18 protein-coding genes are annotated in these 21,325 nt (G+C 29.9%); 11 read left to right on the top strand and 7 right to left on the bottom strand.

All coding sequences use genetic code 11. The features are described from left to right. Nucleotides 1–59: 59 nt before the first annotated feature. Nucleotides 60–953, top strand: coding sequence for an ROK family protein (locus GSH19_RS03885; protein ID WP_237026776.1), 894 nt, complete (start codon nt 60–62; stop codon nt 951–953). A 147-nt stretch (nt 954–1,100) separates the two neighbouring features. Next, the gene (locus GSH19_RS03880) at nt 1,101–3,449 is read left to right on the top strand and encodes an HAD-IC family P-type ATPase (RefSeq protein WP_237026775.1); all 2,349 of its coding nucleotides are present in this window, start codon (nt 1,101–1,103) and stop codon (nt 3,447–3,449) included. 24 nt (nt 3,450–3,473) lie between these two features. Here GSH19_RS03880 and GSH19_RS03875 read toward each other — a convergent pair whose 3' ends face one another. Beyond that, nucleotides 3,474–4,355: a LysR family transcriptional regulator gene (locus GSH19_RS03875; protein WP_237026774.1), complete on the bottom strand. Its 882-nt coding sequence runs from the start codon at nt 4,353–4,355 to the stop codon at nt 3,474–3,476. 123 nt (nt 4,356–4,478) lie between these two features. Between GSH19_RS03875 and GSH19_RS03870 the strand changes: the two genes are divergently transcribed. The 5 genes from GSH19_RS03870 to GSH19_RS03850 all read left to right on the top strand — a co-directional run bounded on the left by GSH19_RS03870 (nt 4,479) and on the right by GSH19_RS03850 (nt 10,140). Further along, nucleotides 4,479–6,125, top strand: coding sequence for a malolactic enzyme (locus tag GSH19_RS03870; RefSeq protein ID WP_237026771.1), 1,647 nt, complete (start codon nt 4,479–4,481; stop codon nt 6,123–6,125). A 21-nt stretch (nt 6,126–6,146) separates the two neighbouring features. Next, nucleotides 6,147–7,139 (top strand): AEC family transporter, encoded by a 993-nt coding sequence (locus GSH19_RS03865; RefSeq protein WP_237026769.1) that lies wholly within the window; start codon nt 6,147–6,149, stop codon nt 7,137–7,139. Nucleotides 7,140–7,448: 309 nt separating this feature from the next. Further along, on the top strand, nt 7,449–8,078 hold the full coding sequence (locus GSH19_RS03860) for an HD domain-containing protein (RefSeq protein ID WP_237026768.1): 630 nt from the start codon (nt 7,449–7,451) through the stop codon (nt 8,076–8,078). 80 nt (nt 8,079–8,158) lie between these two features. Continuing rightward, nucleotides 8,159–9,181, top strand: a complete 1,023-nt coding sequence (locus tag GSH19_RS03855; RefSeq protein ID WP_370636144.1) for an NlpC/P60 family protein — start codon at nt 8,159–8,161, stop codon at nt 9,179–9,181. Continuing rightward, nucleotides 9,172–10,140 carry a C39 family peptidase gene (locus GSH19_RS03850; protein WP_237026767.1) on the top strand — a complete coding sequence of 323 codons (969 nt, stop codon included), beginning with the start codon at nt 9,172–9,174 and terminating at the stop codon, nt 10,138–10,140. The genes GSH19_RS03855 and GSH19_RS03850 overlap by 10 nt, the downstream gene beginning before the upstream one ends. A 29-nt stretch (nt 10,141–10,169) precedes the next feature. Here the strand turns inward: GSH19_RS03850 and GSH19_RS03845 are convergent, their stop codons facing one another. Further along, nucleotides 10,170–11,303 (bottom strand): YhgE/Pip domain-containing protein, encoded by a 1,134-nt coding sequence (locus tag GSH19_RS03845; RefSeq protein WP_237026766.1) that lies wholly within the window; start codon nt 11,301–11,303, stop codon nt 10,170–10,172. A 316-nt stretch (nt 11,304–11,619) separates the two neighbouring features. Between GSH19_RS03845 and GSH19_RS03840 the strand changes: the two genes are divergently transcribed. Beyond that, nucleotides 11,620–12,144: a TetR/AcrR family transcriptional regulator gene (locus GSH19_RS03840; RefSeq protein WP_237026765.1), complete on the top strand. Its 525-nt coding sequence runs from the start codon at nt 11,620–11,622 to the stop codon at nt 12,142–12,144. Between the two features lie 15 nt (nt 12,145–12,159). Here GSH19_RS03840 and GSH19_RS03835 read toward each other — a convergent pair whose 3' ends face one another. The 3 genes from GSH19_RS03835 to GSH19_RS03825 all read right to left on the bottom strand — a co-directional run bounded on the left by GSH19_RS03835 (nt 12,160) and on the right by GSH19_RS03825 (nt 14,672). Further along, entirely contained in the window at nt 12,160–13,596 is a 1,437-nt protein-coding gene (locus GSH19_RS03835) for a PH domain-containing protein (protein WP_237026764.1), read from the bottom strand. After that, on the bottom strand, nt 13,589–14,050 hold the full coding sequence (locus GSH19_RS03830; RefSeq protein ID WP_237026763.1) for a PH domain-containing protein: 462 nt from the start codon (nt 14,048–14,050) through the stop codon (nt 13,589–13,591). The genes GSH19_RS03835 and GSH19_RS03830 overlap by 8 nt, the downstream gene beginning before the upstream one ends. A gap of 121 nt (nt 14,051–14,171) precedes the next feature. Beyond that, nucleotides 14,172–14,672 (bottom strand): aminoacyl-tRNA deacylase, encoded by a 501-nt coding sequence (locus GSH19_RS03825; RefSeq protein WP_237026762.1) that lies wholly within the window; start codon nt 14,670–14,672, stop codon nt 14,172–14,174. Between the two features lie 124 nt (nt 14,673–14,796). Here GSH19_RS03825 and GSH19_RS03820 point away from each other — a divergent pair, with 124 nt between their 5' ends. The 3 genes from GSH19_RS03820 (at nt 14,797) to GSH19_RS03810 (ending at nt 19,837) form a co-directional block, all read left to right on the top strand. Next, on the top strand, nt 14,797–16,359 hold the full coding sequence (locus GSH19_RS03820) for an Nramp family divalent metal transporter (RefSeq protein ID WP_237026761.1): 1,563 nt from the start codon (nt 14,797–14,799) through the stop codon (nt 16,357–16,359). 109 nt (nt 16,360–16,468) lie between these two features. Beyond that, nucleotides 16,469–17,197: a GntR family transcriptional regulator gene (locus GSH19_RS03815; RefSeq protein ID WP_237026760.1), complete on the top strand. Its 729-nt coding sequence runs from the start codon at nt 16,469–16,471 to the stop codon at nt 17,195–17,197. A 249-nt stretch (nt 17,198–17,446) separates the two neighbouring features. Next, nucleotides 17,447–19,837, top strand: a complete 2,391-nt coding sequence (locus tag GSH19_RS03810; protein WP_237026759.1) for a phosphoketolase — start codon at nt 17,447–17,449, stop codon at nt 19,835–19,837. A gap of 46 nt (nt 19,838–19,883) precedes the next feature. On the opposite strand, the gene GSH19_RS03805 is transcribed toward GSH19_RS03810, so the two are convergent. Both GSH19_RS03805 and GSH19_RS03800 read right to left on the bottom strand, forming a co-directional pair. Further along, on the bottom strand, nt 19,884–20,759 hold the full coding sequence (locus GSH19_RS03805) for an RluA family pseudouridine synthase (protein WP_237026758.1): 876 nt from the start codon (nt 20,757–20,759) through the stop codon (nt 19,884–19,886). A gap of 46 nt (nt 20,760–20,805) precedes the next feature. Further along, a complete protein-coding gene (locus tag GSH19_RS03800; RefSeq protein ID WP_237026757.1) occupies nt 20,806–21,246 on the bottom strand; it encodes a universal stress protein in 441 nt (146 codons plus the stop codon). Between the last annotated feature and the right edge of the window lie 79 nt (nt 21,247–21,325).

The following is a 21,325-nucleotide window of genomic DNA, read 5'->3' as shown; positions in this document are numbered from 1 at the left end:
ATCATTAGATGTTTTATGCTTAGATTTAAATAGAGACCAGATGAAATGAGGAATAACTAATGTTATTAGGTAGTATTGAAGCTGGCGGTACGAAATTTGTTTGTGCGGTTGGTGATGAAACATATAAAGAAATTGATAGTGTTAGTTTTGAAACTACCAATCCAGAAGAAACAATTGGAAAATGCATTAATTACTTTCAAAAATTTCCTGAACTAATGGCCATTGGAATTGCTTCTTTTGGACCAATTGAAGTGAGAATTAATAATCCAAAGTATGGTTATATTACAGATACTCCAAAAGAGGGATGGAAGAATACTAATTTTTTAGGTCTTATTAAGGAACATTTTGATATTCCAGTTTATTGGACTACTGATGTAAATGGATCTGCATATGGTGAATATATTAATTCGATTAATCAAAAAAAGCCTATCCGTTCATTGGCTTATTATACAATTGGAACTGGAATTGGTGCTGGAATTGTTAATAATGGTGAATTATTAGGATATATGGGTCATCCTGAAGTTGGACATGTTTTAGTTAAAAAACATCCAGAAGATCAAAATTTTTCAGGAGTTTGTCCTTATCATGATGATTGTTTAGAAGGATTAGCATCCGGTCCAACTTTTGAACAAAGGACTGGTAAAAAAGGTAAAGATGTCCCAATGACTGATTCTGCTTGGGATAAGGTAGCTTATTATGTTGCACAGGCTGCAATGCAAGTGACTTTATTTATTCGACCAGAAAAAATTATTTTTGGTGGTGGAGTAGTTAGTGAACCATTTTTAGTGAAAGTTAGAAATCACTTCAAGAAGTTATTCAATAATTATTTTCCACTAGATGATTTAAATCATTATATTTCTTCTCCTGCAATTAAAAATAATGGTTCAGCAACAATTGGAAATTTTGCTTTAGCATTAAAGCAATATTATAAAGATGATATTGTTGAAATATAATAAAAAATAAAAAGACAATTTAATTGTCTTTTTTTGTAAGAAAAATTAATTGGTTACTTAAATTTTTCTTATATTGGTAGTTTAGTCATTAATTTTAAATTGAAATCAATTATAATTAGAAATAATTTAAAGGGGGGATATCTTATTATGAATAATGGAATCAATCTAAAAGATGTTGATTTAAAAAATGGATTGACGGATGAGCAGGTTCAAAAGCAACTTGAAACTGGTAATAAAAATATTCCTCCTAAATCTTTAACTAGAAGTAATAAACAAATTTTTTCAGATAACATTTTTACTTTATTTAATATGATTAACGTATTGTTAGCTGCATTAGTTATTTTTACGGGTAGTTATAAAAATTTGGTCTTTATTGTAATTGCAATTGTGAATACTTCAATCGGAATTTTTCAAGAGATTAGATCAAAAAGACAAGTGGATAAAATGGCTTTGTTATCACAAACAAATGTCAAAGTGATTAGAAATGGAGTTAAACAAACTGTTCAACCAGAAGATGTTGTTTTAGGTGATTTAATTGTTTTGGATCGTGGAGATCAAGTTTCAGTTGATGGTAAAGTTATCACAACTAAGGGTATCGGAGTCGATGAATCGCAAATTACAGGTGAGTCTAATATAATTTCTAAACATAATGATGATGAAATCACATCAGGAAGTTTCTTAGTTAGTGGTGAGGCAGTTATCTTAGCTACTAAGGTAGGAAAAGAAGCATTTGTTAATTATTTAACCAATGAAGCTAGAATGACAGAAAGTAAAAATAGTGTTTTGATTAATTTATTGAAAAAAATTATCAAGACTTTAACAATTATTATTATTCCAGTTGGAATCATTTTATTTATTTCACGTCTTTTACATGGACTAAACATAAATGAATCAATTTTAGGAACAGTTGCTGCAATGACTGGAATGATTCCAGAAGGTTTAGTTTTATTAACATCGGTTACTCTAGCAGTTTCTGCTTATACCTTAGCAAAAAAAAGAGTATTGGTTAGAGAACTTTCTTCAATTGAAACGTTAGCTCGAGTGGATACGATTTGTTTAGATAAAACAGGAACGATTACTACCGGTAATTTAAAGTTTGAAAAAACATTACCACAAAGCAAGCAATATGATAATAATCAAATTAATGAAATTATTGGTGATTTATCTCATATTGTTGATGATAAAAATGAAACTGCAACTGCTTTAAAAAATCAGTTTAGTAGTAAAAATCCATTTAAGTCTGATTTAATTGTTCCATTTTCTTCAGCAAAAAAATGGAGTGGAGCTCAAATAAAACAAGGACAATTTGTTTTAGGAGCACCTCAATTTATTCTAAAAATGAATGAAAGTCAGAAAAATATTGTTCAAGAAAATGCAGAAAAAGGAAATCGTGTTTTAGCTTTAGTTAAGGTAAATGATTTATCTGAAGATGGTTTCTCTAATCCTGAATTGATTTCTTTTATTTTAATCTCTGATGAAATTAGAGAAAATGCAGCTGATACGTTAGCTTACTTCACTAATTTAGGCGCTAGAATTAGAATTATTTCTGGTGATGATCCAATGACTGTATCAAATATTGGTATGCAAGTTGGAATCGAAGATGCCGACAAATATATTGATATGTCATCATTAAAAGATCCAATTGATTATCAAGCTTTGACTAGAAATTATGTAATCTTTGGTCGAGTAACACCAACTCAAAAACAAAATTTAATGAAAGCATATCAACAAGATGATCATACAGTTGCGATGACTGGTGATGGAGTTAATGATTTATTAGCACTAAAACAAGCTGATTGTGGAATTGCAATGGCATCTGGTAGTGAAAGCGTTAAAAGTATTGCTGATGTTGTTTTGATTGATTCAAATTTTGCTTCAATGATTGATGTTTTAAAAGAAGGACGTCGAGTAATTAATAATATTGATAGTATTTCTTCTTTATACTTAATCAAAACTATGTATTCAATTATGCTAGCAGTTATTTTTGTTTTTGTTGCTAAAAATTATCCATTCCAACCAATTCAGTTAACTCCAATTAATGCTTTTATGGTAGGAATGCCAACATTCTTGTTAGCGCTACAACCTAGTTATGAAATTATTAAAAATCGTTTTGTTAAAAATATTTATGCAATTTCAATTCCAGCTTCATTAACTGTTGTTGTATATATATTAGGAATTGGTATTTTAGGACACTTTCTACAGCTAAGTAATCATGAAATTTCTTCTTTAAATGTCTTAATGACAGGTGCAATTTCATGGATATCATTAATTAATGCAAGTGCTCCAATAACACGCTTTAAAATGGGATTAATAGTATTTAGTGCAGGTGCTTTTGTGTCTGTCTTTACAATCTTTAATAATTTCTTCTCATTAGCTTCATTAATTGATTTAAGATTAGGATTAATTGCAATTATATTATTAGCAAGTGTTGTATTTGTTTATAAGATTATTCAAAAATTTATCTTAGGAACTAAAGAAGTTATTGATAGTAAATAAAAAAGATGCCAATTGGCATCTTTTTTATTTGACTGAATCTTCAATTGTTTCAATCAATTCTTTTTCATTTAAATTTAATTTATGTGATGTACGATAAGCAACAGAAATATAAAATGGTGGTAAGTCTTGATCATTGATTGGAATTGTAATTAAATTATCATGATCTGAAACCGCGTGCTTGACTAAGAATCCAACACCTAAATTTTCACTAATCATTTTTTTAACTAATTCAAAATCTTGAGAACGATATGCAATTTCTGGATGGATAAAATGGTGGTTACACATATTATCAAAAACTTGATTATGAACATAATCAGATGATAGTAAAACCATTTTTTCATTTTCAATATCGTTAAAAGTTAAAGTTTCATAGTTGGCAAACTTAGAATTTTTAGGTACAACAAAGTGAAATTGATCTTTAGTTAGTACTTCTCCAGCAATTTCTTTATTTTGCATGGGTTCAACTGAACCTATTAAAGCAATATCGATTAAACCAGATTTTAAATTTTCCAATAGTTTATTTGAACCATCTTCTTTATTACGAATATCACTTAGAATATTTCTTTTAACTAAATTAGTCGCTAATTTTGGAAAATAATAATTTCCAATAATTGGGGGTAATCCAAAATGAATAGGATTGTTGGTTAATTTTTGCATATCTCCATTAATTGCCGTGATTTCATCACCAATTAATTTAGTGTGTTCAAATAATTTTTGCCCCGCTTTTGAAATAGTAATTGCTCGGTGGGAGTGATCTCTTTTTACTAAATCAATATTAAATTCATCTTCTAATCGTTTAATTGCCATTGTTACGGTTGGTTGTTTAACTTCAAAAAATTTGGATACTTCAGTATAGCTTTTTAGCTTTACAAGTTTGTTGAAGTACAGCATATCTTGTAATTTCATGTATGTGTTCCTCTCATATAAATAACATTTATAACAAAAATGCGTTTGACTATATTATACGCATAGGTTTAACATTCTTCGAGTACTTTATATTAAATATTTATTAAAAAGGGGATATTTGTTATGGCAAAAGGTCAAGAAATAGTTAACAATCCTTTCTTAAACAAAGGAACTGCTTTTACAGAAGATGAACGTAAGACACTTGGAATTCAAGGTTTAGTTCCACCCGCTGTACAAACATTAGATCAACAAAAAGATCGTGTTTATAAAGAATATCAAAGAAAAGAATCAGATTTAGAAAAAAGAATTTATTTAATGACAATTTTCAATGAAAATCGTGTATTGTTCTATGCACTTTTCGCTGATCATGTTAGTGAATTTATGCCAGTAGTTTATGATCCAACAATTGCTGAATCAATTGAAAATTACAGTCAAATTTATACTAACCCACAAAATGCTGCTTTCTTTTCAATTAATGACAGTAGTCGTGAAACAATTAGAGAAGGATTAAAGAATGCTACTGATGGTCGAGACATTGAATTAATTGTTGTGACTGATGGTGAAGGTATTTTAGGTATTGGTGACTGGGGTACTCAAGGAATTGATATCCCAACTGGTAAATTAATGGTTTATACTGCAGCAGCCGGAATTGATCCTGCTAAAGTATTACCTGTCGTATTAGATGCTGGTACTAATCGTGAAAGCTTATTGAATGATCCATTATACTTAGGTAATTCTCAAAAAAGAGAATATGGTGATGACTATTACGCTTTTGTTGATAATTTTGTTAAAGAAGCAGAAGACATGTTCCCTAATATGTATCTTCACTTTGAAGACTTCGGTCGTTCAAATGCTTCAAACTTACTTAAAAAATACAAAGATGATTACTTAGTTTTCAATGATGATATTCAAGGAACTGGAATTATCGTATTAGCTGGTGTATTAGGTGGATTAAACATCTCTGGTGAAAAAATGACTGACCAAACATATCTATGTTTTGGTGGTGGTACAGCTGGTGTTGGAATTGCACAACGTGTTTGTGAAGAAATGGTTCAAGAAGGTTTATCAGAAGAAGAAGCTAAGAAGCATTTCTACATGGTTGATAAACAAGGACTATTATTCGATGACATGGAAGATTTAACTGAAGGTCAAAAAGAGTTTGCTAGAAGCCGTGATGAATTTGATAATGCAGATCAATTAACTAACTTACTTGATGTTGTTAAAGCTGTTCACCCAACTATTATGGTAGGAACTTCAACTCAACCAGGTGCATTTTCAGAAGAAGTTATTAAAGAAATGGCTGCTCATACTGAACGTCCAATTATTTTCCCAATTTCAAATCCAACTAAGTTAGCTGAAGCAAAAGCTGAAGATGTAATTAAGTGGACTGATGGTCGTGCTTTAATTGGAACAGGAATTCCTTCAGATCCAGTTGAATACAAAGGGGTTACTTATGAAATTGGACAAGCTAATAATGCTTTAGTATATCCAGGTCTTGGATTAGGTGCCATTGCTGCCACAGCAACTAAATTGGATGATGAAATGATTTCAGCTGCTGCCCATTCACTTGGTGGAATTGTTGATGCATCACAACCAGGTGCAGCTATCTTGCCACCAGTCGATAAATTAACTGAATTCTCAGAAACTGTTGCTAAAGCAGTTGCTAATAGTGCAGTAAAGCAAGGTCTTACAAGAGAAAATATCAGTGATGTCGACAAAGCTGTAAAAGACACAATGTGGGCTCCTGAATATAAAAGTATCAATAAATAATTTTTTTGGAGGATTAATATAATGGATGCATTTATTACATCATTATCTAGTGTTGGAGAAATCGTACTAGTTATTGCATTAGGATATTGGTTACGTAAATCAGGTAAATTAGCTGATACTTTTAAAGGTAATATTTCATTTTTAATTATGAATGTTGCATTACCTGTTTCAATTTTTATGTCAGTAATTACCAAACTAGATCGTGGTAAAATTGTTAGTTTATCAAGTGGATTACTTTATACATTCTTAAGTTTCTTATTAGGTTATGTAGTCGCAATTCTATTGATTTATGTTTTCAAAATTAGAAAAGGTCGTCGTGGTACTTTCATTAATATGTTTGTTAATGCCAATACAATTTTTATTGGAATGCCACTTAATTTAGCTTTATTTGGTAAAGAAGCAGTTCCTTACTTCTTGATTTATTACCTAATGAATACTATTTCAACTTGGGCAATCGGAATCTTCTTTATTTCAGCTGATGACCCAACTAAAGAAAAAGGTTCAAAAGATTCAGCTGGATTTAATTGGAAGAAATTACTTCCTGCTCCACTAATTGGATTTATTGTTGCCTTAGTATGGATTGCATTTAATATTCCAACTACATTTATTGAATCAGACAAATTCCCAATGTTAGGTAAAACATTTGAAATGGTTGGTAGTTTAGTTACACCACTTTCATTGATTTATATTGGAATTATTTTAGCTGATGCTGGACTTAAATCAATTCACTTTGATCGTGATTCAGTTCTAGCATTATTGGGCCGTTTTGTAATTGCCCCAGCTCTTATGATTGGTATTCTAGTATTATTTGCAAATGGTGGTGCTGGTGTTCCTTCAATCGAAGCAAGTACTTTCATCATTCAAGCAGCCGCTCCTGGACTTGCAGTTCTTCCAATGTTAGTTGGTCGTTCTAATGGTGATGTTGATTATGCTAATAATGTTGTAATTACAAGTACGGTACTATTCGTAATCGTAGTTCCAATCTTGATGCAAGTTATTAACGTACTATATTAGTTAAAAAGAGTAATCTTATGATTACTCTTTTTTTATATTCTTATTTTTTTATTAAATGATAGAATAAAGATATCTTAAAAATCGAAAGAGGTTATTTTTTGCTACTATTTTTATTTATTTTATTAATACCATTTCTTGTGTTAGCGGCTATTTTTACTGATGGATGTTCATGTTTGTTTTTGATTCTAATTTTAGGTTTTTTATTGATACTTATAATGATGTTTCATTTATTATTTTGGCCAGCAGTTATTTTAATCATCATTTGGTTGATTTATCAAAGCTATCAAAAAAGATAGGAGAAATTAAGTAATGGATAAAATAAAACAAATTGAGATATTTTCTCAACAAATAATGCAAATAAATGATGATAGTCATAGTTTTAATCATATTAAAAGAGTAATAAAATTAGCTAAACAAATAATGAAGAACTATAAAGTTGATTATGAAGTTATTTTAACTTCAATTTATTTACATGATTCCTATGATGAAAAAATATTTGAGGATGTAATTAAACAAAAACAAATTGTTCAAAATAAATTAATAGAATTGGATTTCTCTGAAATTAAAATAAAGAAAATATTTTCAATAATTGATTCAATGTCTTTTAGTGAAAATTTAGTTAATAAAAAAGAATTAGATTTAGAAGGTCAGATTGTTCAAGATTCAGATCGACTTGATGCAATTGGTGCATTAGGAATTGCACGAGCTTTTTATTATGGTGGTAAATTTGGAGAAGTTATGTATGATAAAGATATTTTGCCAAGAAAAAAATTGAATAAAGAGGAATATCGAGAACCTGGAACCGTAATTAATCACTTTTATGAAAAATTATTAAAAATAAAGGATCAATTGAATACATCTGAAGCTAAAAAGATTGGTGAAAAACGACAACGAATTATGTTAGATTTTTTAGATGATTTTATTGATGAAGCCAATTAAATAGGTATAAATTGCTTTTCTTAATAAAAAGTTAGATAATATTAAAATGTAATTAAAAAATATATATAGGAGTGAAGAAGTTGAAAAAAATTTATAAATATTTGTCTATTGCTCTTGTAGTTACTTTTGGGATGGTTATATTATCAACAAATGTAAGTGCAAGTGAGTACTATAAGGAAAATCCACAAATTGTAAAAATTAAGAAAACAGTTGCAAAATATAAAGATGAAACTAAAAAGGTTCATAAAGGTTATTATCGTAAGAACAATTTTGTTAAGGTTTCATCAGTCCAAGGTCATACATTAAAAACAGCTTCAGGTTATTACATAAGTGCAAATAAAAATTTTGTTAAGAAAACTCAAGGATATCAAAACCCTAAAAGATATCATCAAGTAAATTACACACAAATTAAGCCATATGGAAAAGTTGGACATTCAATTGGTGTCGGATATGAAGGTATTAAAACATATAAAGTAATGAAACGTCTTGGGACTTATAATGGTTATAATAAGTATAATTATGCTACTAAATATGCAGTTCAAAATTTCCAAAGAAAACATCACATTAAAGCTACTGGTAGAGTTAATGAAAAAACTTGGGTTAAATTGGGCTTAAAAAAATCACAATGGAAATCTATTGATAGTTATGTTGCTCCATTAGGTGCAAAAGCTTGGCAAGGAAGAAAAGCACATGTTGATGCTGCAATTAAACAAGCTAAAAGATATTTAGGAAATCTTTATCTTGTAGGATCATCATCATATCCATTTTATGGAACTGATTGTTCAGGATTAGTTATGCAAGCATTATATGCCGGTGGAATTAATCCTAAACCAGTAAGTTCAATTCATCATGGTTATCCAGGAAATGAATGGAATAGTCGTAATTTATTTAAAGATAATAAATTTAAGCGAGTTAGCTATAGTCATCGTCAAAGAGGTGACTTAATTTTCTATTATCAACCTGGAACTAGAACGGTTTGGCATGTTGCTTTGTACTTAGGTCATAATCAAGTAATTGAAAGTTGGCCACCTAGAGTAATGATTCAACCAATTAAAAATAGTCAAAGATCAATCATTGCTGGGGTTTCAAGACCATGGAATTAAAGCGATTTTTTAATTCCATTATTCTAACTATTTTAATTAGCTCATTAAGTATGTTAATTAATATTTCAGCTATTAATGCCGATTCAGAAGTTAATAATAACCAAAATGATTCAGAAGTTGTTAACCCAACAGATCAAAATCAAAGTAATGAAGATGTAAATAAGCCAGAAGAAAAACCTGATAAAAAACCTAGTAAGCCAGTTCAAAAAATTAAATACGATAAAGTAAAGTCAAATAAAAAAGTTAATTACTATTTGAAATTTAAAAATAGTAAGGTTAATTATAAAATTTATCGAAGTGGTGGATATAAAACTAGTAAAAATAATTTAAATTCAATTAGTGATTCTAGTAAATATCGTAATCAACAAGTTTTAATTACAAATGAACAAAAAGTAAAAAATAGAACTTGGCTTAAATTTAGAATTAATAAAAAAACAATTGGATATGTTAATAAAAATGCGATGAGTTCTAATTTTAAATTGTTAAATGTTAAATCAATTCCACAAAGACCAGAACTTCCTACAGGATGTGAAATTGTTGCTGTAACAATGATGTTAGATTATGCAGGAGCTAAACATATTAATAAGTTTAAGTTGGCTAAAGAAATGCCTCGTAGTTATGATGGTAATAAGGGATTTGTTGGAAGCCCTTATTCTAAATCTGGTTGGTGGATTTATCCTAAAGCTTTAACTAAGTTAGTTAAAAGACATGTTGGGACATCAAAGAATCTAACAGGTGCATCAACAGCTAAGTTAAAAAAAGAAGTTAGAAATAACCATCCAGTTGTAGTTTGGGTTGCTTTTGTTGATGGATTTGTTAATCATGCAATTACAATGACTGGATATGATAGTCAAAATGTTTATTATAATGATCCTTGGACTAATAAAAAAGCCAAAATGAGTTATAGTAAATTTAATTATCATCGTAAATATGATAAATATCGAGCACTTGGATATTAAAAAAGATTAAGATAATATCTTAATCTTTTTTATTTTGAATATTTCTTTCTAAAACCTTCTAGTAAAAATAATGTTAAACCGATTAGTAATGTAATACTTAGATAGATTGAATTTTGATTCCAGAAATTACTACCATAGTAGATTAATTCTCTTGCACCATCGTATAAGAATCGCATTGGAATCCATGGTAAAATCCAATTCTTATAAAACTCTGGTAATAATTGAGGAGCCATTGCCATTAGTGGCATTGAGAAGAAGAGAAGAAGTCCAAAGATTGCCATTCCGGGAAGCTCCATCCAACTGATAAATCCAGAGAATAGCATAATGAAAGCGAAAGTTGCTAAAGTTAGGAAAAATCCAATTGTTGTATTTTGATTAAATTGATAACCTAGAATTGTATTAACATAGAATAATGTTCCAAATCCTGTAACAAATGATAGGAGAGTAGTCATAAGCAATTGACTAGTTTTAACTTTAATCATTGTTTTTCGATTTGAAGGATTGATTGATTTACCAGCGTAGAATAGAAGTAATGTAATTAGTAGACTAGCAATCCAAATTGGTTGGAAGAATACACTATTAGCAGATTCTAAATTTTTAGTATTATGAACATAAGTAGCTTTTGTTTGGAATGGATTAGATAACTCAGCAGCTTTACTGGCTTTGATTGGAATATTTTGAGCATCAATTTGTTTTAATAAATTTTGACCAATTCCAAGACTAATTTTATTGAATACATTATTTAAAATAGTTTCAACGTTTCCTGATAAAGCATTATTACGACCTTTATTAATCTTAAGCTGAATGGTTGGTTTAGTTCCTTCTTTACTTAATGTGGTTATTTGATTGGTAAAGTTTTTAGGAATGATAATTGTGGCGTAATTACCTTGGCTACTAAGTTTTTGGTTACTTTGTTTAATGGTTTTATATTCATGCCATTTAAACATCGGTTTTTTAGCACCATCAGCTTTATTTTTATTTGCTTTAATTTTTTTAGTTATTTGTTTTCCAAATTGACCTTGATCTTGATTTACAATTCCAATATCAATATTTTGTGGTTTTGATTTAACTGATGGAATTTGTGTAATTGTCATAATTAAAGTAATGAAAATAGCAGCGATAGTTGCGAAAATAAAAAATTTGTTTTTTAAAATGTCTTTCATAAGATTACCTCCAGATGTTTTTTAGTCATTCATAATATATCTGATGGTAAGATGTTTGTAGAGAGTCAAAATGAATCATATTGTTGCATTTTGTTAAGTAAATTCGTTAAAATAACGATCGTAAAAGTTATACCAAGCTTTTCGAATGAACCTTTTAGTATTTATGTAATAGTGTCTAATAATAATTTTAATAATAGTTAACCTTCTTTTGAAAAATTTATTTAATCATAACATGAAAGGATTTTATTAAATTGCTAATTACAAACACAAATTAAATCAAACAAATCAAATTATTAAAAATAAATTTGTCGAACTTATGGCAAAGAAACCAACTACTAGGATAACGGTGAATGATATTTGTCAGGCATGTGAGATTAATCGATCAACTTTTTATCGGCATTTTGTTGATAAATATGAAGTTTTAGATCAAATCGAGCAGGATTTTTTAAATCAATTATTTGGAATTCCTAAAAATGATATAAATCAATCAAATACCATCGATAATTTGGCTAACAAGTTATCAATTTATGTCGCTCAATTGTTGGATATTATTCAAGTAAACCAAAATGTATTAAAAATTATTTTAAGTGAAAATGGTCATCCTGGATTTCAAAATACATTAAAAAATATGTTGAGTGACCGAATTAAAGAAAGCCTTGTTTTTATTAAGGGAGATGATATGACAGTCGATGACCAATTAGCAGTTGATTTCATTGCAACTTCAGATGTATCTATTATTTTGTATACTTTAGATCATCCAGATATTTCTCATGAAAAAATTGTAGAAACTTTTTTGAGCTTATTAATTAAAGGGCCATTGCATACTATTTTTGGTAATTAAAAAAGCACTAACTAATTAGTTAGTGCTTTTATTTTGATAAAAATCGTCAATTTTTTGCATGGCATTTTTTTTGATAAATCTTAGTTTTACTTCTGAATTGGAAGAACCATTTAATAAATTAAATGTGATGTGTCCACGATTTCTTTTGTATAGCCAAAGGGTTGTATCATTGTCTAAATCTTTAATTCTTTTACGTGAAAAGAATATAACATTAGTTCCAAAACAAAATCCCTTTTGAACAACTACATTGTTAATGCTTTGAATCTGAATTCCTTGATGATTAGTGTTATAAATTGCATTAAAAAATGAAATTATTAAAATAATCAATGGAATAATTGAAAATACTGGAGCATAAAATAATAATCCAATACTAATTAAACCAAATGATAAAAAGGACCAGCGGCCAAATAGCCAAATTGCATGTAAATCATGCTTGGTTATTAATTTAATGCCAGGTTGAGAAATGTTTAGTTCAGGAATTAAACGGTTTAGCTGATTAATGGCATCTTTTGAATGAATTAATGGGAATAAGATTATTTTTCCATTGCTAACATTATCTTTATCACTTTGAGAACCAGCAATAGTTAATTTTAAAGAAGTTTGATGAATTAACTTTCTAGCAAAATTAGTTTCTAAATAAATATTTTGAATTTTATCGACAGGAATAGTTTGAGTTTTTCTTTGAAACAATCCAGTTTCAATAATTAAATTATTTTTATCACGATATAATTTATAATCAAAAAATTTGAAAAACGTTTTTCCAATTGAAATGAAGACAACAATGAGTGCAAATGTGATCAAAATTATAGAAATAGAGATGATTGAGTAATTAAAGTTTTTAATCGAATTGAAGGGAATTATATTAGTGAAAGCTAATAATATAATGATTGATGAAAAAATTGTACTAATATCAGTTAAAGCAAATAGCATAACTTTTTTAATTGATAGGTCAAAAATATTATTATAATCATCAGAATTAGTTTTTGTTGAGCTATCAAAGTCATTAGTTTCAGTGTTTGTATTATATTGCAGGCGATATTTTTCAATTAACTCAACTCTTGATTTTTTGATTACTGGTAAGTCGATTTCTGCTTTTTGATCACCTTTATTAGCAGTATCAATTCCAACATGTGTAAGGTTGAAAGGTTGATAAAGAAAAGGTTGGCGTTGATGAACGGCTTGGATTCTAGAATAAGGAATGATTTTTTCTTTTTTAAAGAAAATTCCAGACTTCAGTGAAATTGATTTCTCTGTAATTTGATAGGTTGTAAAAGCATATTCTAAAACAGCATAAATAATAACTGGAATAAGTAAAAGTCCCCAAAATTTAGTGATTGGTAATTTATTACTAAAAAAGGTAAGCAAAAATGTAACAATTGAAAAAATTAAAAGAAACGTATTAATTAAATTAATAATGAGGGCAAAAGGGTGCAAGTGTTCTGGTTTAGACATCTTCTTTAGCCACCTTTACTAATTGAATTAATTGTTTTCTAACTTCAATTGCTTCATTGGTATCTAATCCAGCAATTGAGTGGGTAGTTGCAGCTGTATGTATACTTAATTTAGTTAAGTTTTGTAATCTTAAGAGTGGTCCTTGTTCAGTTTTGATATGTTGAATTCGGTTTAATGGAATAAAAGTTGTATGACGAAAAAAGAATCCAGATTGAACTGTTAAATCTTCATCATTAAATTCATAGCGATGAAAAGCATAACGATAAGGAATTAAAGCTATATCAACGATTGACCAAATGACAATAATTGCTAAAACAGCAATTAAATAAATTGGTTTGACATATTCAACCTTAAAATAAGTTAAACCTCTATAAATTAAACTAGCTAAAATGATAAAAATTAAAGCTCCTAGTAAATTAGCAATAAGCCAAACTTTTTTAATTCGTTTTGGCATTTTGTTTTTCAAAAGTGGGTAGTCCATAAAGTACTCCTTTAAATTAATTTTCTTTATCCTAACATGATTTTGATTAAAATAAATTAAACCAATAAAAAAACTACAGCTATGAACTGTAGCGTTAGTTTTCTATGATGTCTGCAAAAGTTCCCTTTACTAATTTGGCAAGGTCTTGAGCGTTTAATTTAACTGATCGACCAATTTGTCCAGAAGAAACAATAATGTTTTCTTGTTCTGTTGCAGAATTATCAATAAAAATTGGGAATCCTTTTTTTTCATAAATTCCAATTGGAGTGTTAGCCCCATGTTCATAAGTTGTTATATTAGCTAAGTCTTTTAGTGGAATCATTCCAACTTTTTTATTGCCAGATGCTTTAGCTAATTTTTTATAGCTTAATCGTTCATCTAATGGCACGACTCCAACAATTGGACCATTTTTTGGAGTTGTAAGTGCTAAGGTTTTATAAATTTGATGTTGATTTATTTCATCATGGTTAACATTAATTTGTTCTACATCACCATCAGTGTATGTTTCAAAAATTAATTGTTGATAATCAATTTTGTTTTTATCTAAAATTTGTTCAACTAATGTTTTATGAACTTTAGATTTGTTTTTAGCCATTTTTAACACCTCTATCATAGAGCATAACATAGCTTTAAAAATAGTATAAATAAAATTATATACTTTAAGATATTTTTAAGGTATAATGCCAATGAAACGAATATCAAAGGAGTTGTGAGAGTTTATGACGAATAAACAAGAACCAAAGAAAGGCCGTTTCATTGAATATGCTAACGGTAAATCTTTGCAAGAAATCAACGGTACCGTTGAAGTTCCAAAAGGAAAAGGTTTTTGGAAAACTCTGTTCGCTTATTCCGGTCCAGGTGCATTAGTTGCAGTTGGATATATGGATCCAGGTAACTGGGCTACTTCAATCACAGGTGGTCAAAGTTTCCAATACCTTTTAATGTCTGTAATCTTGATATCAAGTTTGATTGCGATGTTGCTACAATACATGGCAGCTAAACTTGGAATCGTGACCCAGATGGATTTATCCCAAGCAATTCGTGCTAGAACGAGTAAAAAACTAGGAATTGTTCTTTGGATAATAACAGAGTTGGCAATAATGGCTACTGATATCGCTGAGGTTATCGGAGCTGCAATTGCGTTGTATCTTTTATTTAAGATACCACTTCTGATTGCTGTTTTAATAACAGTATTAGATGTTTTTGTCTTGTTACTACTTATGAAAGTAGGATTTAGAAAAATCGAGGCAATTGTTGTTGCGCTAATTTTAGTTATCTTGTTTGTATTTGCTTACCAAGTTATTTTAGCTAATCCAGACTGGGGTCAAGCAATTGTTAATCTAGTTCCATCAGCTGAAACAATCAAAGATTCACCTGAAATTGGTGGAATTACACCAATTTCTGGAGCACTTGGAATTATTGGTGCAACGGTTATGCCTCATAATTTATATCTTCATTCAGCTATTTCTCAAACAAGAAAAGTTAATCATGATAATGAAGATGAAGTTGCAGAATCAGTACGTTTTACTGCGTGGGATTCAAATATTCAGTTAGGAATGGCTTTTGTTGTCAATGCATTGCTATTAATTATGGGAGTTGCAGTATTCAAACAAGGAACAGTTCAAGATCCATCATTCTTTGGATTGTATGACGCACTTTCTGATACTTCAACAATGAGTAATGGTATTTTAAAACAGGTTGCAAGTACTGGTGTATTATCGACATTATTTGCAGTAGCTTTACTTGCTTCTGGACAAAATTCTACAATTACTGGAACTTTAACAGGTCAAGTAATTATGGAAGGTTTTATTCATATGAAAGTTCCATTGTGGGCTAGACGTTTATTCACTCGTCTTCTTTCAGTCCTTCCGGTTGTAATTTGTGTTTGGATGTCTAGTGGAAAACCAGAGATTGAAGAACATCAAGCAATTAATAGCTTGATGGTTAATTCGCAAGTCTTCCTATCGTTTGCTTTACCGTTCTCGATGCTTCCATTATTAATGTTTACAAATAGTAAACTTGAAATGGGAGAAAGATTTAAAAATAAATTATGGATTCAAATTTTAGGTTGGATTTCAGTTGTTGGATTAACTTATCTAAACTTTAAGGGATTACCAGGTGCCATTTTAGGATTCTTTGGTGACCATCCAACTAGTGGACAAGTAAGTCTTTCTAACACAATCGCCACAATTGCAATTGTATTAATTTTATTATTACTTGCATGGGTTGTTTATGATTTATATAAATCAAATAGAAAATTTGAAGAATCTGAAAAAGGTTAATTAATTAAAGAGACTACACTGATTTGTGTAGTCTCTTTTTGTTGTTGATATTAATTTAATGGTTTCTGTTATACTATAATATTGTAAATTTAAATTTGGAGAGTTTAAAATGACAGACTTAGTTTATAAAAATGTTTTAAATGACTTAAAACGAAAAATAAAAAATCAAGAATTTAAGAATCATAAACTACCAGATGAAAGAAGTCTTAGTGAATCATATAATGTTAGTCGAAGTTCAATTAAAAGAGCACTTAGTATTTTATCTCAGCAAGGATTAATTTTTAAAAAAAGAGGTTCTGGAACCTTTATTAATCCTCTATATTTAAAGAATCGATCGATTTTTCAATACGAAGGATCTAATTTAGGAATTACAGATAGTTTGAAAAGCCAAGGAGTAACACCACAAATTCAATTGTTAGATTTTAAAGTTATTCCTGCAAGTTCAGATATTATAGAGGACTTATTTTTAAAAGAAGGCGATTTTGTTTATGAAATTAGAAGATTACGGTTTGTAGACCATCAACCATTTATGATTGAAACTGGTTATATTCCAATAAGCATTGCTCCTAATTTAAATCAAGAGATTGTATCAGGTTCAATTTTTAATTATTTAGCTGAAGAATTAAATAAAACTGGAACTAAGTCATTTATGTCGATTAGTGCAGAACCATCTAATCAAGAAGACCAAGAGTTATTACATCTTAAAGAAAATGAACCGGTAGGCATTATTTCTGGAATTTTCTTTTTAGATGATGGAACTCCATTTGAAGTTTCAAATATGCGAGTACATTATAAATATTTAAATTACAATAATTTTGTTGATTTAAGTGATGAATGAAAGAAAAAAACAAGGAAATTTTAAAAGTAAATCAATGGACAATTTATATTACAAGTTTCATACTTAAGATAGTTGAATTAGTGTATTTTTAGCACTTGATAATTGGACCGTATCAATTGGTAAAAAGGTTGACTTTTTACCAGAATCCTTTATCATAAATGGTGTAGAGCGGTCGATTATTTATCGGCCATTCAAATATTACTTTTATCAACTTTTAGTTGTTATATATATTAAAAGGAGTGTTATTGCATGGCAGTCGATTACGATTCAAAAGAATACTTGCAAAAAATGCAACAATTTTGGAATACTGCGAACTACTTATCAGTAGGTCAATTATTCTTACGTGACAACCCTTTACTTGAAGGTAAATTAACTTCAGATGATGTAAAGGTTAAACCAATTGGTCACTGGGGAACTATCGCTTCTCAAACTTTCATTTACACACATTTAAACCGTATTATTAATAAATATGATTTAAACATGTTCTATATTGAAGGTTCTGGTCACGGTGGACAAGTTATGGTATCTAACTCATACATTGATGGTAGTTACTCTGACATTTACCCAGATAAGAGTCAAGATAAAGAAGGATTACAAAAATTATTTAAAAACTTCTCATTCCCAGGCGGAATTGCTTCACATGCTGCACCTGAAACTCCAGGTTCAATTCATGAAGGTGGAGAATTAGGTTACTCATTATCACATGGTGTTGGTGCTATCTTAGATAACCCAGATGTTATCGCAGCTGTTGAAATTGGTGATGGTGAATCTGAAACTGGTCCTTTAGCTAGTTCATGGTTCTCAAGCAAATTTATTAACCCAGTTACTGATGGTGCTGTATTACCTGTTATTAACTTAAACGGTTTTAAAATTGCTAACCCAACTATTTTTGGTCGTACTTCAGATGAAGACTTACAAAAATACTTTGAAGGTCTTGGTTGGAAACCTCGTTTCGTTGAAACTGATGGTGACAAATCTGACTTCATGAACGTTCATGAAAGTATGGCTAAAGCTATGGATGCTTCTGTTGAAGATATTCATGCTATTCAAGAAAAAGCTAGAAAAGGTTCAGCATCTGATGCTACAGAACCTGTATGGCCAATGATTGTATTCCGTTCACCAAAAGGTTGGACTGGTCCAGCTAAAGATGGTAATGGTGACCCAATCGAAGGTTCATTCAGAGCTCATCAAGTTCCACTACCATTGAGTGCTGATAACATGGATACTGCTGATGAATTTGTTGAATGGATGAAGAGTTACAAACCTGAATTATCATTTAATGAAGATGGTTCAATCAAACAAGAAATCATCGACTTAGCACCAAAAGGTGACCGTCGTATGTCAACAAACCCAATCACTAATGGTGGAATTAATCCTAAACCTCTTAACTTACCTGACTTTAGAGATTACGCTGTTGAATTTGATACACCAGGTTCAGTAGAAAAAAGTGATATGTTCGAATGGTCAAACTGGTTACGTGATGTTATCGTTAAAAACCCTAACAACTTCCGTGCCTTTGGTCCTGATGAAATGTGGTCAAACAGATTATATGGTATGTTCGATGTAACTAACAGACAATGGATGCCAGAAGTTAAAGAACCAAATGACTTCAAGATGGCTCATTCAGGTCGTATCATTGATTCTGCTTTATCAGAACACAATGATGAAGGTTGGTTAGAAGGTTACGTATTAACTGGTCGTCATGGTTTCTTTGTAACTTATGAATCATTCGGTCGTGTAGTTGACTCAATGTTAACTCAACACTTCAAGTGGTTAAGAAAAGCTGCAGAACAAGACTGGAGAAACCAATACCCATCAATTAACTTTGTTGATTCATCAACTGTATTCCAACAAGATCATAATGGTTACACTCACCAAGATCCAGGTATGATTAACCACTTGGCTGAAAAGAAACCAGAATTTATCCGTGAATACTTCCCAGCTGATGCTAATACATTATTAGCTGTAGGTAATGAAGCATTTGCAAGTTACGAAAGAATTAACTTGATTATTACTTCAAAACACCCTCGTCCACAATGGTTTAACATTGACGAAGCTGCTAACCTTGTAAACCGTGGTTTAAGCTACGTTGACTGGGCTTCAACTGATAATGGTCAAGAACCTGATGTAGTTATTGCTACTGCTGGTGTTGAACCAACTATGGAATCACTTGCTGCAATTTCAATCTTGAACAAGAGATTCCCTGACATGAAGATTAGATTCATCAACGTTGTTGATCTTCTAAAATTACGTCACCCATCAATTGACCCACGTGGTTTAAGTGATGCTGAATTCGATCAACTATTCACTACTGACAAACCTGTAATCTTTGCATTCCACGGTTTCGAAGACATGATTAGAGATATCTTCTTCAGTCGTCATAACCATAACTTACATGTTCATGGTTACAGAGAAAACGGTGATATCACTACACCATTCGATATGCGTGTATTGAACCAATTAGACCGTTTCGACTTAGCTAAGGATGTTGTTGAAAACATTCCTTCATATGCTGTTAAAGGTATGTCATTCGTTCAAGAAATGAATGCTATGGTTGACAAGCATAACCATTACATCAGAGAAGTTGGTACTGATCTACCAGAAGTAACTGAATGGAAATGGGAACCACTTAACAAATAATTCAATTATTTGTAAATAAAAAAGAGAACTCACTGAGTTCTCTTTTTTATTTAAATTCATTAGGTATTGGTGAATTAATAAATAACTCGTGGTGATAAAATGGTGTTGTTAAACTAATGGATGATGAATGAAGTAACATTTTATCATTTGATTTAGTTTCTGGATTATATAAAGGATCACTAAGTAAAGGATGATCTAAATAAGCAAAATGAACTCTAATTTGATGGGTTCTTCCAGTTTCTAAGCTTATTTGGACCAAATCGTTCGTTTTAGAGCTTTTAATTAATTGATAATGTGTAATTGCATTTTTTGCTTTTGAACCGTTAATTTGCCTTTTACGTTGATCTGAAGGATGAAATCCAATTGCTTCATGGATTGTTCCGTATGAATCTTTTAAATGTCCTTTAATCCAAGCGGTATAATTTCTTTTAATGGATTTTTGCTTAATCATTTCAACTAAAATAGGTACAACAACAGGATTTTTAGCAAAAATAATTGCTCCACTGGTTTCTTGATCTAGACGGTGAATCATATATGGCTGTTTTGGCTTTAAATAATCAGCAACATAATTAATCAATGTTGTGTTTTCATTCGGTTGATTATGATGAGTTTTTATTCCACGAGGTTTATTCACAATTATTAAATCGTCATCTTCGTATAAAACATCAATTTTAATTTTAGAATTAGTTAAAATAATTTGTTTAGAAAAATCAGATTCAAAAAAAGTTAAAGATATTTTATCATTTGTTTTAATTGGAAAATTCATAGGTAAATATTTCTGATTTACTAAAACACGTTGCTCAGTTCTCAAATTAAAAATTAAATGTTTGGGGATTAGTAGGTATCGACTTAGATATTCACGAATCGATTTGTTGTTATATTCGTGTGGAACAATCAATTCATATTGCCATTTTTTTGTCATAAATAAAATTCTCCAATAAAAAAATGCTAGAAGTAATCTAACATTTTTATTTAACGATTAATACATCCCTTTTAGCAGCTCCGGTAACATATGTGGTAACTGATCCAACCATTAATTTTTCAACGGCAGAAAGTCCAGTTGCACCAAGTACAATTAAGTCATTGTTGTGATCATCAGGAAATTCTTTACCAATAATTTTCTTTGGACTTCCAAAGCGCATATGGATCTTAACATCATTTACACCAGCGTCAATAGCTTGTTTCTTTAAAGTTTCTAGAATAGTTTTAGTATCATCAGTTAATTTGATAACTGAATCAGAAGTTACTGAACTTCCATAATTATAATTAAATTGATTTACTTCAAGAACATTTAAAATATCTAGATGAGCATCATTTTGTTTAGCTAATTCAATTGCTCGATCTAGGACAGGGAAAGTGTCTTCGGCACCATCGATTGCAGCTAAAATACGTTTGTAATTATTTGCCATTTGATTCACCTCATTGAATTTATCTTTATCATCATGATACCATGTTTTGCTAATGATAAGCTAATAATATACATATTTA

Origin of the sequence: Lactobacillus sp. S2-2, assembly GCF_021698855.1 — a bacterium.
Classification (GTDB): Bacteria; Bacillota; Bacilli; order Lactobacillales; family Lactobacillaceae; genus Fructilactobacillus.
The sequence above is the reverse complement of the archived record's forward strand: the minus strand, read 5'-3'. Positions and strand labels throughout refer to the sequence as shown.

What these genes read in the sequence shown, in the direction of transcription:
- GSH19_RS03840 (WP_237026765.1), top strand. Translation starts at nt 11,620, where the DNA reads ATGGCAAAGAAACCAACTACTAGGATAACGGTGAATGATATTTGTCAG.
- GSH19_RS03805 (WP_237026758.1), bottom strand. Translation starts at nt 20,759, where the DNA reads ATGACAAAAAAATGGCAATATGAATTGATTGTTCCACACGAATATAAC.
- GSH19_RS03800 (WP_237026757.1), bottom strand. Translation starts at nt 21,246, where the DNA reads ATGGCAAATAATTACAAACGTATTTTAGCTGCAATCGATGGTGCCGAA.
- GSH19_RS03880 (WP_237026775.1), top strand. Translation starts at nt 1,101, where the DNA reads ATGAATAATGGAATCAATCTAAAAGATGTTGATTTAAAAAATGGATTG.
- GSH19_RS03835 (WP_237026764.1), bottom strand. Translation starts at nt 13,596, where the DNA reads ATGTCTAAACCAGAACACTTGCACCCTTTTGCCCTCATTATTAATTTA.
- GSH19_RS03860 (WP_237026768.1), top strand. Translation starts at nt 7,449, where the DNA reads ATGGATAAAATAAAACAAATTGAGATATTTTCTCAACAAATAATGCAA.
- GSH19_RS03870 (WP_237026771.1), top strand. Translation starts at nt 4,479, where the DNA reads ATGGCAAAAGGTCAAGAAATAGTTAACAATCCTTTCTTAAACAAAGGA.
- GSH19_RS03815 (WP_237026760.1), top strand. Translation starts at nt 16,469, where the DNA reads ATGACAGACTTAGTTTATAAAAATGTTTTAAATGACTTAAAACGAAAA.
- GSH19_RS03825 (WP_237026762.1), bottom strand. Translation starts at nt 14,672, where the DNA reads ATGGCTAAAAACAAATCTAAAGTTCATAAAACATTAGTTGAACAAATT.
- GSH19_RS03830 (WP_237026763.1), bottom strand. Translation starts at nt 14,050, where the DNA reads ATGCCAAAACGAATTAAAAAAGTTTGGCTTATTGCTAATTTACTAGGA.
- GSH19_RS03850 (WP_237026767.1), top strand. Translation starts at nt 9,172, where the DNA reads ATGGAATTAAAGCGATTTTTTAATTCCATTATTCTAACTATTTTAATT.
- GSH19_RS03875 (WP_237026774.1), bottom strand. Translation starts at nt 4,355, where the DNA reads ATGAAATTACAAGATATGCTGTACTTCAACAAACTTGTAAAGCTAAAA.
- GSH19_RS03820 (WP_237026761.1), top strand. Translation starts at nt 14,797, where the DNA reads ATGACGAATAAACAAGAACCAAAGAAAGGCCGTTTCATTGAATATGCT.
- GSH19_RS03845 (WP_237026766.1), bottom strand. Translation starts at nt 11,303, where the DNA reads ATGAAAGACATTTTAAAAAACAAATTTTTTATTTTCGCAACTATCGCT.
- GSH19_RS03865 (WP_237026769.1), top strand. Translation starts at nt 6,147, where the DNA reads ATGGATGCATTTATTACATCATTATCTAGTGTTGGAGAAATCGTACTA.
- GSH19_RS03885 (WP_237026776.1), top strand. Translation starts at nt 60, where the DNA reads ATGTTATTAGGTAGTATTGAAGCTGGCGGTACGAAATTTGTTTGTGCG.
- GSH19_RS03810 (WP_237026759.1), top strand. Translation starts at nt 17,447, where the DNA reads ATGGCAGTCGATTACGATTCAAAAGAATACTTGCAAAAAATGCAACAA.